The organism is Brucella pecoris, from assembly GCF_006376675.1.
GTDB lineage: Bacteria > Pseudomonadota > Alphaproteobacteria > Rhizobiales > Rhizobiaceae > Brucella > Brucella pecoris.
In genome coordinates, this window is record NZ_VEWK01000007.1 from 201,738 (window position 1) to 214,559 (window position 12,822).

Sequence of the window (12,822 nt, forward strand, 5' to 3'; positions counted from 1 at the left end):
ACACAGTTATATGGTATTGTCCGAACGATAGGCCTTGGCGCGACAACGCTATGTAAAATAGCTAGGGAAACTCAGTCCTCATAAATATAAGCTACAATAATTGGACGTAAAAAATTCCACCCTATAGAAAGCGGAATAAAAATTGCTGTTTCGGAAATACGGAAAAAATACTAAATTTGATCAATAAGCAAAAAATTAATAAACGAATTTCGTATAATATTGGAAATTGTCTTTTAAAACCTACTAATTTCAAAGAGCTGCCTCGACATCTTCCACCCAGACAAGACAGCAGCAAAACTAAACTCGCGCAAGCGAGTTTTTTTGTGTGCGGACACAACTTCCTTTCACCGATGCTGAAGCCACATTTGAATGACACATCTGCGTGAGTGATCGAAACGATCATACTTTGATCGATCACGACACCACGGCCATTTCAATTTTTTTTCGAAATTTATGAACAACGCAGTTACCATAAACGGATTGGTAACGCTGATGGCAGTAGGATCACCGAATTAGACGCTGTGTGCCTTTTGTGCCGCAGTTTAAAAAATCCGGGATACAGGTAGGTCATCATCGTGCGTACCGCATTTAGTAAAGTCGCATACGCCTTGAAAAGAGCGGCGCAAGCCACCCTTCTCCTTGCAGTTGTAACGGGGTGTTCTACAGCTTCGACAACGATACCGGCAATAGCGGCAAGCGATAGATATGCAGCTATCGTAATCGATGCGAATACCGGCAAGACACTTTTTGCCTCGAATGCAGATGCCCAGCGTTACCCTGCCTCTCTCACGAAAATGATGACCCTGTACATGCTGTTCGAGGCAATGCAGGCCGGCCGTATGAACAAGGACACACCTATCCCGGTGTCCTCTTATGCTGCCGCGCGTCCGCCTACAAAAATCGGATTCCGTCCGGGCCAGAGCATTCGCGCTGAAGATGCAGCGCTTGCCATGATCACGAAATCGGCGAACGACGTAGCAACCGCTGTTGGTGAATATCTCGGTGGCTCCGAAGAACGTTTCGCTCAGATGATGACATCTAAGGCACGTCGCCTGGGCATGCGCAACACGACATTCCGCAACGCATCCGGCTTGCCTAATATGGCGCAGCACACCACAGCACGCGACATGGCAATCCTCAGCATTGCGCTTCGCCAGCATTTCCCGAATGAATTCTCCTATTTTTCACGTCGTAGTTTCGTTTTCCGCGGACAAACCATCAACGGTCACAATCGTTTGCTCGGCCGCGTTGAAGGCGTGGACGGCATCAAGACCGGCTACACCAACGCATCTGGCTACAATCTGGCCTCCTCAGTCAGCCTGGATGGTCGCAGGCTCGTAGCTGTCGTTATGGGTGGCAATACCGGTGCAAGCCGCGATGCCCATATGGCTCAGCTCATCCGTAAATATCTCCCGATGGCAACGCGTAGCCGTAACGCTGCACCGCTGGTCGCAATGCGTAACGACGCACCGCAGGTTATTGCTTCAATAGATCTTCCCAAGGCCAAGAATGCACCGGTTCCAGTAACCCGTCAGGTTGCCGCTGTGGAAGATGTCATCAACAACGAAAACGGTGAAGGCGACAGCGACCAGCCCCAGATTCTGGCGCTTGCCGCACCAACCGCACGTCCTGCTGCTCTTGCCGCACAGGCCGCTATTCGCCCAACCCCGAAGGCCGCTGTCCCGTCAGCGCAAGCGCAGGATGTCGACCCGGTTACGACCGCTTCCGCACCTGCTACCGGCGGCTGGGCAATCCAGATTGGCTCTTTGCCGAGCGAAGGCCAGGCACGGGACATGCTGGCCAAGGCTTCTGCAACAGCAGGCGGCACCTTGCGCACAGCCTCCCCCTATACCGAGACGTTCAACAAGGGCAGCGCAACTTTCTACCGCGCACGCTTTGTTGGCTTCTCTTCCAAGCAGGCTGCATGGGATGCATGCACATCGCTGAAAAAGAAAAATTTCGGCTGCTATGCAGTCGCGAACTAATCGATTGCGAGGGGCTTTGCCCCCTCGTTGCCAGCTTCAAACCCGAATTTGTAGTGCGTAGAGGGTTTCGAGATGTCAAATATAAGAGAAACTTACGGTCAGCCGCCCTTCAAAACTGCTGACTGGACACACGACGAAGGCAAGACTTCAGCGTTCGGTGCATTGTTCTCGGTGCAAGGGCTGAAACAGGCTGCGCTGCGAATTGCCGATACGCGACGCGGCGGCGGCTTCCAGACCAAAGATTTGGTCGGATTGCTCGTCTGCCATGCTGCACGCAACAAGCGACTGGTGCAGCCACGGGCGTCCATGCGTATGACTTTGCCGGTCAATTTTGACAGAGTTTCTGTACGCCTGACGATAGAAAGCTGATCAACTGACTTATGAAATATAAAAAGGCCTGCCGATTATCCGGCAGGCTTTTTTTGAGCGCATCCCGAAAAGTATGAAACGGTTTTCGGATAGGATGCGCGTTAAAACAGGTATTCAAAGCAGGCCCAGCGCAGCCAGTTCCTGACGCAACTCTGCCGGCAAGGCAGCCCTGCCCGTTTTTCCGGCCGCCTCATCACGCGGTACTTCATTTTCTTTAAGATAGCGCCATCCCTGAAAGGCACGACGCGGCTGCCACTCGGTCGGAATAACCTTGGGCTCCAGAACAAGGTGGCAGCGGTTGATACCCTCGTTATCCGTGAACGGACGGACATCCAGTAAACGCTGGTGGCATTGGACGTTGCCCTTGATAACCCAGTAGAGGGAGCCGCCTTCCAGCAGTTCATCGATTCGTTTCGGCACCATTCTCGTTGTATGAAATTGCTCCGGCACCAGACCGGCGGCGCGCTGTTCCGCTAGACGGAAATCGATCCACGCTGCGAGATCTTCGATACTGTCACAGCCGACGCAAAGTTTGACGAGATTGAGAGCCATAATGGTGATTTAGCCAAGACGAATGCAAGCTTCAAGCCTGAAGAATGGCATTCTGTCCAGAATCGCGAATCAACAGGCGACGACGTTCACGGCAAGACCGCCCTGACTGGTCTCCTTGTAACGCTCACTCATATCGTGACCGGTTTGACGCATGGTCTCGATACAGGCGTCGAGAGGCACAAAATGCTTCCCATCGCCCTTTACGGCAAGCGATGCCGCAGTTACTGCCTTCACAGCACCGAGTGCATTACGCTCGATACACGGCACCTGCACAAGCCCGGCAACCGGGTCACACGTCATGCCAAGATGGTGTTCCAGAGCAATTTCGGCGGCATTCTCAATCTGTTCCGGCGAACCGCCCAGAACAGCAGCGAGTCCGGCGGCAGCCATCGCGGATGCTGATCCAACTTCGCCCTGGCAGCCGACCTCGGCGCCCGAAATCGATGCATTGTGCTTGATGACACCGCCAATAGCAGCAGATGTCAGGAGAAAATCGCGGATGCCTTTCTGATCGGCATCATCATGAAAATGCAGATAATAGCGTAGAACCGCCGGCACCACGCCCGCAGCGCCGTTCGTCGGTGCTGTCACAACCCTGCCGCCGGAGGCATTTTCCTCATTGACGGCCATGGCATAAACAGACAGCCAATCATTCGCCAGAAGCGGATTGCTGCGGTTGTTGCGCCAGTCGTCCTGCAGCTTATCGTGAAGCTGTCGAGCCCGACGGCGCACGTTCAAACCACCAGGCATGACACCGTCCCGGCTCAGCCCACGTTCGATACAGCCGCGCATGGCTCCCCAAATGCGATCAAGACCGCTATCCAGATCACCGCGTACCATATGTTTTTCTTCATTGGCCCGCTTCATTTCTGCAATCGACAGCCCGCTATCATGGGCCATTTCAAGCATTTCAGCAGCGTTGCGGAACGGAAACGGCACGTCGGCCTTGTCGTCTCGCTTCGCGCCGCTGCGCTGCACTCGGCTCAACTCTTCTTCGGTCACGACGAAGCCGCCGCCGATGGAGAAATATGCCCGACGCAGCAGGAGGTTGTCATCGGCATCGAAAGCGGAGAAAGCCATGCCATTGGCATGTCCCGGCAAAGGCGTCTTCCGATCCAGCACGAGGTCGGCCTTCGGGTCGAAATGATAGACTGGATGTCCGCCAGGGTTCACTTTCTTATCAGCGAAAACCTTTTCGACTTCGACATCCATAATATCCGGATCAATCGTATCCGGCAGATGACCGCAGAGCCCCAGAATAACGGCCCGATCAGTTGCGTGCCCGACACCGGTATAAGCCAGAGAGCCGTGCAGGCTCGCTTTCAGTCGGTGGATTTTCGAATGCGCGGGCCTTGGCCAGTTTCCGCCGATTACCTCGTTGAGAAACAGGCGGGCAGCCGTCATCGGGCCCATCGTATGCGAACTGGAAGGCCCAATGCCAATCTTGTAAAGATCGAAAACCGACAGAAACATTCCACACCCTCTACAGCCCGTCATGCGGCTGATTGATTCCTGATCGCAGCACCGCCCGCGATTTGCCCAATCGTCTATTCTAGACAAAAATCGGCAAAAAGTCGCTAACGCGCAAACCGCGTATCCCTATTAGATAATGTAGGAAAGGAACAACGCAAACGGAATGCCGAAATGCGGCATCAATTTTCCGGAATACGTAACTCCGTCTAACTTCTAAACGGAGAACAGATAGGCCATGAGAATGACAGCAGCGAGACCAACGACTGCCCAAAGCGTAACGCCCCAGCAGGATTTTTGAACGGTTTCGTCCATGGAGATTTTGGCAACCTTATTGTGCAACTCTTTTACACAGCGTCCTTCACAACGCTGTTACCAACCATATAGCTTCGTGATCACCAGAACACAATGACGAAAAACGGCCGAATTGCGGCGACAGATTTTTCAAGTCTAACACGCCATTCCAGAATACATTATTTATCAATAAGTTACCGATAGATAACCTTAATAAAAGCTTTAAAGTGACGGCAGAAATGCGGCATCAGGGTTGAGGCAGAAGCATATCTGTCTTGCCCGCCAGCCAATAAGCGGTGAGCCCAACCCATTCACGCATGGCCACGCTGAACCGCGACAGTGCCTCGTTTGGAGATTCAAGATAGAGAGCAAAACGTTCGCTGGCGCGCGTTTTATAATCTACCGGCCACGCGACAACATTGAACTCCGCCTTGCGGAAACAACCAACGGATCGAGGCATATGATATGCCGAGGTGACCAGAAGCCAGGTTTCCCCCGGCTTCGGCTGGGCCAGTTCCTTCGAGAAAACCGCATTCTCCACAGTGTTGCGGGACTTGTTCTCGTAAATGTAGCGCTCACCGGAAAAGCCGAGATCAATCAACATCTTCCGTGTGCTGTCTGCTTCTTTGGCGGATTCTTCAAAAAAGGCGCCTTCACCACCGGAGACAATGACTTTAGCATCCGGGTATAGCCTCGCCAGCCGCATTGCTTCAAAAATGCGGTCAGCAGCACTATTCAACTCGAAACCTTTGCGCCCTGCATTGATCTCACCGTTCATATAGCCGCCAAGAACGATTATTCCGTCCACGCGTGGCGGCATTTCATCCGGCTTTGCGAAACGGTCCTCCAATGGAGCGAGCAGGACGGCGCCCAGTGTCGTAAAGGCCGCAAAAAACAAAATGATCATCGACAACCCCAGCATGCTCATACTGAATCGACGAAAGCGACACCACATAGCGAGAAAAGCAACGAGGACGAGAACGAAGATCATCGTGACAGGTTGAAAGAACAGCCAGAAAATCTTCGAAAGACTATAAAACAACCAAGCTCTCCAATATGAGCACCCTGCCCGCACCCGTGCCAGCACGAATCCGTGTGCGCCAGCATACTATAGTGTTGCAAAAGGCTGTGTTAGAGATTTGCCTGGAATCGAAACTGCCGGACGTTGCTATCCAGCCGGAAGGAACCATGTCTAATATCGCAACCCAGGGTACCGCAGCATCTTCCTCTCGTGTCCGCCTCGGGCGCATTGATATTGCACGTGGTATCGCGCTGATCGCTATGGCGATCTACCATTTCGGCTGGGACCTTGAGTTCTTCGGCTATATGGCTCCCGCCACGACTGCTCACGGCGGATGGAAGCTTTTCGCCCGCTGTATTGCATCGAGCTTTCTGTTTCTGGTCGGTTTCAGCCTTGTTCTGGCGCATGGCAACGGCATCCGCTGGAAGCCAATGGCGAAACGGCTGGCGCAGATCGTTGTCGCTGCAGCCGCGATCTCAGCCGTCACGTGGTATATGTCGCCAGACAGTTTCATCTTCTTCGGCATCCTTCACCAGATCGCTCTGGCAAGTGTGCTCGGTCTTCTTTTCCTGCGCCTGCCCGCCATTGCAACATTAATCGTTGCAGCTTTGGTCATCAGCGCTCCGCTCTATGCCCGCGCCGATATTTTCAACCATCCTGCATTAAGCTGGGTCGGTCTTTCGACCGTGACGCCGCGTTCGAATGACTACGTGCCCCTGTTTCCGTGGTTCGGAGCAGTTCTCGTCGGTATAGCTGCCGCTCGCATGTTTCAGCGCTTTGGCTGGCTCCAGCTATTGGCTGGCGGGGTCAAACCCCAGTTTCTTGAAAAGCCGCTGACATTTATCGGTAAGCATAGCCTAGCTTTCTATCTCATTCATCAGCCCGTGCTGATCGCGCTCGTTTATGTGTTCTCGCAACTGATGCCGCCGACACTGCCAGCCCCACGTGAAGCTTTCACACAATCCTGCGTGGCCGCATGCCTGCAGAATGGCGGCGAACAGCTATGTCAGCAGTTCTGCGACTGCGTCGTAACCGAACTGGACAAGGCTAAACTGTTCGACGATGTTTTCAGCGGCAAGATCGACCAGGAAAACAACAGTACGGTCCAGGATATCGCACAGATATGCTCTCCAGTGCCCGACGCTCAGTAAAACTGATCAGGTATTGACGCCGAGTTCGGCAAGACGCTCGATGCAGGATTCTTCGATCTGATCGAGTTCGCCGAGCGTTTCATCAATATCGCGCCGCTTCTGACGAAGGTCTCCACGTTTTTCTTCGATGCGCTTCATGAGCAACTTCAACTGTCCTGTCTCACCGGGCGGCTCACGATACATCTGGATGATCTCGTGAATTTCGGCGATGGAAAATCCGAGCCTCTTGCCGCGCAGTATCTGCTTCAGGAGATGACGGTCGGCAGGGCGAAACAATCGCGTGCGACCGCGTCTCACAGGAGCAATCAAGCCTTCATCTTCGTAGAAGCGCAAAGTACGAGTTGAAATACCGAACTCGCGTGTCAGCTCTGTAATCGTATAATATTCGCGCACCACAACATTCCTGCCTTGTATCGAGCGGACCGGGCTCTACACCGAATTAGTTTTAGAGCTTAACGTTGTGGTCCTGCATTTACGTAAAAGTCAACATTAAACCGAACAAACTAAAATACACCTAGCTACAATCTGGTCAGAAAATGGGATCACCGGCTTCACGTATCAGCAGAAGCGATAAATGCCTTTCCGAAGAGCATTGACCAGAGAACACCGCATTTCAGTTGGTTTGCCGTTGATTACGACTTGCCATGATATTGCCGCTCATGCGTTATGAACTTGCGGAACCATTTACAAACGGCGATTCATGCGGCGCTCTATAAAATTTACTTTAATCGGTCTTGTGGTTATCGCGGTGATAGGTGCTGCACCTTTTGCCGTTGAACCAATCGTGGTCAAGATCGGGGAAGGCTCGATTCGTCAGCTCGCCAGAGACGGCAATTTCTGCAAGACGGACCAATGCGATGAGGGCATGAATTACGCGTTAGGTTTTCTCGAAACCAATTATGGCCTGTCGCCTCACGACGTTAAATGGTGTATGGGCGTCGATGTCATTTCCCATTATGAGTTGCCATTCGGCAACCAGCTTAAAACATCAATAACCGACCGAATGTACCAGCGTTGTGGTGACCCCAAGCGAGACGAACCACCTGGCGAATACACGGACGAATAAAGGCGCTCTCATGAAGCGATTTTTGCGCATTGGCGCCTGGATGGTACTTCTGGCCATCCTTGCGGTAACGATCAGCCCAATAAAGTTCCGTCCGATAACAGGTGAATCTGCAGATCTGGAGCGCTTTGTTGCTTTCTTTCTGGTGGGGGCCTTATTTGCCCTCGCCTATCCTCGCCACTGGATGGGCGTACTTCTGCTAACGGTCGGCTGCGCTGCGCTTTTTGAATTGATGCAACGTCTGGCGCCAGGACGTCACGGCGAATTCATAGACTTTGTTTTCAAGGCTGCCGGAGCTGCATTCGGCATTGCGGTCGGCTACAGCCTCAGCCTTATCCGCCCTTTTCGGCAGCAAAACTGATCAGGCTGCGGGAATAGCTTGCAGTCTATCCCTCGCCGTTTCCCGCATGAATTCCAGATGGATCGAACGCAATAATGCCGCCAGATCATCATTGGCGGCAGCAAACCGGCCGCGCCCAACAGCCTCACACATAAGAGCCGATATTTCAGCAGCGCCCATCCGCTTTCGACCGGCCGCAACGGCCCGCCAGGCTTCGATGGCAACAATCAGGGGCGTGTGCGTGGCATCGCTTAATCCGGCAGAGCGTAACAACGCTGCAAGAGCCGCCGGACGTCCGCCGGAAATAATCGCGCAAATCCGGGCATCATCAAGATCGGAAAGTGCACCGATCAGGCTCGCAAAAAAATCTACACGACCTCCTGCAACAGCACGGATGACAAAACTGGTCGTTATTTCACCACGCAGACGCAAATGTTCGACCAGCGCCGGCAACTCCTCATGTGAACAGTTTTCTGCCAGTTGCATCGATGCGCGAGCCGTCGCATCACTTACTACCTTATTGGCGCGGCGCTCCCCTAGAAGCAATTTCACCAGTGGCAGAGATTGCAAAACCTCACCGACTTTCACTGCCAAAAGATGACGACATTCTGCGGGAAGATGCGGATGAGCCAGCAAAGCCTCCCGCACGAGAGCGTCATGCCCACAGCGTTCACTTATGCGTCGAAACGAAACCGAAGCGATACGGGCGCAACTGTTAAACAGCATTTCCGCGACTGCCTCACTATCTCCAACTTCTGCAATTGCTGCAGCGACTGCGAGCGAAACATGAGGACGGGCCGCAACGAGAACCTGCATCGAGGAGGCGCCGTACGCCACACGATCGATCAGATCGGCATCGCTCAGAAGCGTCGAACGCGCAAGAATATATCCCGCTACTTCAGGCTGGTCAGCGGCAAGCACGGTTATAATATGCAGAGGCGAATGCACGCTGGTCGAAAGCACGTCAGCCATCGCCATACGAACCTTCGGAGAAGGATCATCGAGCAGGAGCGTCAAAGCCGCTTCAGCCTGTGCACGAACACGGTCTGGCTGAAACTGATCGACACATTGTCTGGCCAATTGAGCTGCACGGACAACACGCGCAGCTACCGGTTCGCGACCGCCAAAAACCGCATCTTTTTCGATATACATTCTGGCCCCGCTCCAGATTGTTCTTGTATTCGAAAAGATTAAATTAAAATGGTTTACGAGCGGTTTACCATGTTTGTTAACCGCATGGTCGCGGCATGGAACCGAACGCGTTTTCACTCGTTTTATCGTTATCAATTCAACGGAGACTTCAAATGGCCGACGAAAAGATCACAAACGACATCCAGCAGGCTCTCGAAAAGCAGATCGCCGATATGCGCACCGAACTGAAGCGTCTTTCAAAATCGTTGGCGTCAAATTCCAGCGAATTAAGGGAACGTGCGGAAGATGCCATGGATGATGCGTCCGGTCGTTTCCGTCATGCAGCTCAGGCGGTGCGTGAACGCGGCCAGGTGGTTGCCGAAACCGTTCGTGAAAATCCGGGCACGGCCACGACGCTTTTCGGGACTGCGGGGCTCCTTGGTATTCTTATTGGCGTTGCTATCGGCTGCGCCATTTCCGACCGACGCTAGACAGCAAGACTCTTCCGGCATTTATGCCCGCGCTCAATGCGCGGGCTTTTGTTTACGCTCTTTACGAGAAAGGCATGGTCTGCTAGCTCCCCGTCACTGGCAATTTGCCACCGGTCGCAGCCTACCCGGACAAAACAAGGACAAGCGCGATAATGCGCTACAAGACTGCACCGTGGCTTGAAAAAAGGCACGCAAATGTCTGAAAAGACAATATATTCTGACCTAAAGCAGCTCGGCTCCAACACTTCGATACCGCACGCTCCGGATGAGGCCGTCCTTGAACGGGTCGCAAATCCGCAAGCTGGAACGCCTTACTGTGTTCGCTTCACAGCACCTGAATTCACCTCGCTCTGTCCTATGACCGGTCAGCCAGATTTCGCGCATCTGGTGATCGACTACGTTCCCGCTCAATGGCTGGTGGAAAGCAAATCCCTGAAACTGTTCCTGTTTTCCTTCCGCAATCACGGCGCGTTCCATGAAGATTGTACGGTGACCATCGGCAAACGCCTTGTAGAGTTACTGGAGCCGGAATGGCTCAGGATCGGCGGTTATTGGTATCCGCGCGGCGGCATTCCCATCGACGTTTTCTTCCAAACCGGAGCAGCACCGCAAAATGTCTGGATACCGGAACAGGGTGTGCCCAACTATCGCGGCAGAGGTTAGTTGATCGCTGCCGGGCGGTTGCGGCTGGAGATTGCGATCCTTATTATAGAAGTAGATAACATGGCGCCTGAAAGGACCCCCATGAAAAACTTCGCTATTCTGATTTCTCTGGCCGTTCTTGCCGGGTGCGGGGGAGCTGGCAAGGCCGCTATGGACACAGGCAAGAGCTTTGATCGATTCGCCTGTATGTCGCGCAATTTCAAGGGCGAACCGCCCTGCCCGCAGCCGGAAGGTACAAACCAGCCAGCACAATAAAACCAGAGGAGGCCTGATATGGCTATCGCATCCAAGGACGTTCTCGATTTCTGGTTTTCGCCCAAGATGCGGGAAAATTGGTTCACCAAAAGCGACGAGATCGACGCTGAAATTCGTGAGAAATTTTTAACGACTTATGAAGATGCCCGCGCCGACAAGCTCGAACATTGGAAACAGCAGCCGGAAAGCGCGCTTGCGCTCACCATTCTGTTCGACCAGTTTCCGCGCAATATGTTCCGTGGCTCGCCCCGCTCTTTCGAAAGCGACGGATTAGCCCGTGATGTGGCGGCGCAGGCACTCGATCATGATTTCGACCGGAAGCTGTCGCCGGAACAGCGCCAGTTCTTCTATCTGCCGTTCATGCATAGCGAACATCTGGGCGATCAGAAGCGTTGTGTCGACCTCTATGAAAAACTCGGTGATGAATTTTCGCTCGGCTTCGCCCGGCAGCATCACGATATCATCGAACGCTTTGGACGCTTCCCCCATCGCAACACGGTGCTTGGGCGTGATACGACTCATGAGGAAGCTGAGTTCCTCAAGGAACACGCTGGCTTCTGATCTTCAGAGCAAACGATAAGGCAAAATTCCGCGGCGGTCGTGATCGACCGCCAATCTGCTTTTAAGCGGCGGAACGGCCCGTTGCACGCATTCAGCGCGCTCGCAAATACGACAGGAAACACCGATCGGGTCGAAGGCAGAGCGCACCGCAATGTCGAGCCCATCCGCATAGACAAAATCCTGCGCATAGGCCACCTCACAACCAAGAGCGATGGCATAGCGACGCTGGGGCGCGTTGAACCCCCCTTCGCTCTTGGTCAGCTCTGTCGCAACGCAAAGGTAACGCGCACCATCCGGTGTTTCAGCGAGTTGTCGAATGATCCGCCCCGGTGTCTCGAATGCCTGATGCACATTCCACAGGGGGCACGCAGCCCCAAAGCGGGCAAATTGCAGCTTGGCGGCGCTGTGCCGCTTCGTAATATTTCCAGCCCGGTCTATGCGGGCAAAAAATACCGGTACACCTCGCTGGCCGGAACGCTGCAACGTACTGAGACGATGCGCGATCTGCTCCAGACTCGCGCCGAAACGTGATGCCAATAGTTCCAGGTCATGGCGCAGTTCCTTCGCAGCGGAGAGAAATGTTTGATAGGGCAACACCAGCGCCCCGGCAAAATAGTTGCGCAGACCAATTTTACAGATTTCGACGGCTTCAGCAGACCGAAAATCTGCCCGCTGGGCAATCGTGCTCACGAGTTCTTCCATTTCCAATTCAGCGATCTGGAACGCGATCTGGAAATTACGGGTAGAAGCTGGTGAATAGGGATTGAGATATAGTACTCGCGCAACAGGATCAAACCGGCGCAGAATTGCCTCCTCGGGTCCAGCGCGTGCAACACGCACCCGGTGACGCTCCTCCATATATTGCGGCAAAGCCACGCCGATGTCTCTCCCCGGAATATCCAGTTCGCTAGCGAGCTTTTCTGCTGCAATATCAATCTCATGTACGTAATTGTCGATAAAATGGAAAAAGTCGCGAACTTCCTCGTAAGGTGCAGGCTCGGCAGTGGATGGAGCGCGACCCAATTGGTTGTCCAGACTGGCAAGCTGCTCACTGTTACGACGATAGGCTTGATGACAGGCAATCAGTGCATGGGCCAGACCCGGCGCATTTTGCGTAATGAGCTTCAGTTCCTGTAAGTTCGGCTTGTAGTTGTCGAAAACAGGATCGGCCAATGCCTCTGAAACCGCTGAAAGCAACCGGTCGTCATCGCCGAGCGAAATGGCACCTATATCGATCTGATAGTTTTCAGCCAGCGCCAGCAAGACCGCTGCAGAAACAGGTCGCTGATTATTCTCGATCTGATTGAGATAACTCGTTGAAATACCAAGGCGTTCAGCGAATCCCGACTGGGTTGCCTTATGCTGCTCGCGTATTTCGCGGATCTTTCTGCCGATATAAAGTTTTCTGGGTGCCATTTTTGCAAATTCGCATTTCGCTATTTGCAAATTTATATCTTACACAATCGCACCTTTTCA

15 protein-coding genes are annotated in these 12,822 nt (G+C 53.3%); 9 read left to right on the plus strand and 6 right to left on the minus strand.

Features of this window, described 5'->3' with window-relative positions; translation table 11 throughout:
- Positions 1 to 575 precede the first annotated feature (575 nt).
- Both FIB18_RS14635 and FIB18_RS14640 read left to right on the plus strand, forming a co-directional pair.
- A complete protein-coding gene (locus FIB18_RS14635; protein ID WP_140021413.1) occupies positions 576 to 1,985 on the plus strand; it encodes a D-alanyl-D-alanine carboxypeptidase family protein in 1,410 nt (469 codons plus the stop codon).
- A 72-nt stretch (positions 1,986 to 2,057) separates the two neighbouring features.
- Positions 2,058 to 2,354 (plus strand): hypothetical protein, encoded by a 297-nt coding sequence (locus FIB18_RS14640; protein WP_140021414.1) that lies wholly within the window; start codon positions 2,058 to 2,060, stop codon positions 2,352 to 2,354.
- Positions 2,355 to 2,468: 114 nt separating this feature from the next.
- Here FIB18_RS14640 and FIB18_RS14645 read toward each other — a convergent pair whose 3' ends face one another.
- From FIB18_RS14645 to FIB18_RS14655, 3 genes are all read right to left on the minus strand, one after another.
- Positions 2,469 to 2,906, minus strand: a complete 438-nt coding sequence (locus FIB18_RS14645) for a DUF1489 family protein (RefSeq protein WP_140021415.1) — start codon at positions 2,904 to 2,906, stop codon at positions 2,469 to 2,471.
- A 69-nt stretch (positions 2,907 to 2,975) separates the two neighbouring features.
- On the minus strand, positions 2,976 to 4,379 hold the full coding sequence (locus tag FIB18_RS14650) for an L-serine ammonia-lyase (RefSeq protein ID WP_140021416.1): 1,404 nt from the start codon (positions 4,377 to 4,379) through the stop codon (positions 2,976 to 2,978).
- A gap of 538 nt (positions 4,380 to 4,917) precedes the next feature.
- Positions 4,918 to 5,712, minus strand: coding sequence for a YdcF family protein (locus FIB18_RS14655; protein ID WP_140021417.1), 795 nt, complete (start codon positions 5,710 to 5,712; stop codon positions 4,918 to 4,920).
- A 146-nt stretch (positions 5,713 to 5,858) separates the two neighbouring features.
- Here FIB18_RS14655 and FIB18_RS14660 point away from each other — a divergent pair, with 146 nt between their 5' ends.
- Positions 5,859 to 6,842 (plus strand): heparan-alpha-glucosaminide N-acetyltransferase, encoded by a 984-nt coding sequence (locus FIB18_RS14660; protein ID WP_140021418.1) that lies wholly within the window; start codon positions 5,859 to 5,861, stop codon positions 6,840 to 6,842.
- Positions 6,843 to 6,848: 6 nt separating this feature from the next.
- On the opposite strand, the gene FIB18_RS14665 is transcribed toward FIB18_RS14660, so the two are convergent.
- Positions 6,849 to 7,235: a MerR family transcriptional regulator gene (locus tag FIB18_RS14665; RefSeq protein ID WP_105542043.1), complete on the minus strand. Its 387-nt coding sequence runs from the start codon at positions 7,233 to 7,235 to the stop codon at positions 6,849 to 6,851.
- A gap of 307 nt (positions 7,236 to 7,542) precedes the next feature.
- On the opposite strand from FIB18_RS14665, the gene FIB18_RS14670 reads away from it, so the two are divergent.
- On the plus strand, positions 7,543 to 7,908 hold the full coding sequence (locus tag FIB18_RS14670; RefSeq protein ID WP_140021419.1) for a hypothetical protein: 366 nt from the start codon (positions 7,543 to 7,545) through the stop codon (positions 7,906 to 7,908).
- A gap of 10 nt (positions 7,909 to 7,918) precedes the next feature.
- Positions 7,919 to 8,266, plus strand: a complete 348-nt coding sequence (locus FIB18_RS14675) for a VanZ family protein (RefSeq protein WP_140021420.1) — start codon at positions 7,919 to 7,921, stop codon at positions 8,264 to 8,266.
- Here the strand turns inward: FIB18_RS14675 and FIB18_RS14680 are convergent, their stop codons facing one another.
- Positions 8,267 to 9,397: a DUF2336 domain-containing protein gene (locus FIB18_RS14680; protein WP_140021421.1), complete on the minus strand. Its 1,131-nt coding sequence runs from the start codon at positions 9,395 to 9,397 to the stop codon at positions 8,267 to 8,269.
- A 152-nt stretch (positions 9,398 to 9,549) separates the two neighbouring features.
- Between FIB18_RS14680 and FIB18_RS14685 the strand changes: the two genes are divergently transcribed.
- The 4 genes from FIB18_RS14685 (at position 9,550) to FIB18_RS14695 (ending at position 11,346) form a co-directional block, all read left to right on the plus strand.
- Positions 9,550 to 9,867 (plus strand): DUF883 family protein, encoded by a 318-nt coding sequence (locus FIB18_RS14685; protein WP_140021422.1) that lies wholly within the window; start codon positions 9,550 to 9,552, stop codon positions 9,865 to 9,867.
- A 195-nt stretch (positions 9,868 to 10,062) separates the two neighbouring features.
- A complete protein-coding gene (gene queF / locus FIB18_RS14690; protein WP_140021423.1) occupies positions 10,063 to 10,530 on the plus strand; it encodes a preQ(1) synthase in 468 nt (155 codons plus the stop codon).
- An 81-nt stretch (positions 10,531 to 10,611) separates the two neighbouring features.
- Complete coding sequence (locus FIB18_RS25005) at positions 10,612 to 10,785, plus strand: hypothetical protein (RefSeq protein ID WP_168436463.1); 174 nt, start codon at positions 10,612 to 10,614, stop codon at positions 10,783 to 10,785.
- A gap of 18 nt (positions 10,786 to 10,803) precedes the next feature.
- Positions 10,804 to 11,346, plus strand: coding sequence for a DUF924 family protein (locus FIB18_RS14695; protein ID WP_140021424.1), 543 nt, complete (start codon positions 10,804 to 10,806; stop codon positions 11,344 to 11,346).
- Positions 11,347 to 11,349: 3 nt separating this feature from the next.
- Here FIB18_RS14695 and FIB18_RS14700 read toward each other — a convergent pair whose 3' ends face one another.
- Positions 11,350 to 12,762: a helix-turn-helix domain-containing protein gene (locus FIB18_RS14700; RefSeq protein ID WP_140021425.1), complete on the minus strand. Its 1,413-nt coding sequence runs from the start codon at positions 12,760 to 12,762 to the stop codon at positions 11,350 to 11,352.
- Positions 12,763 to 12,822: the final 60 nt, after the last annotated feature.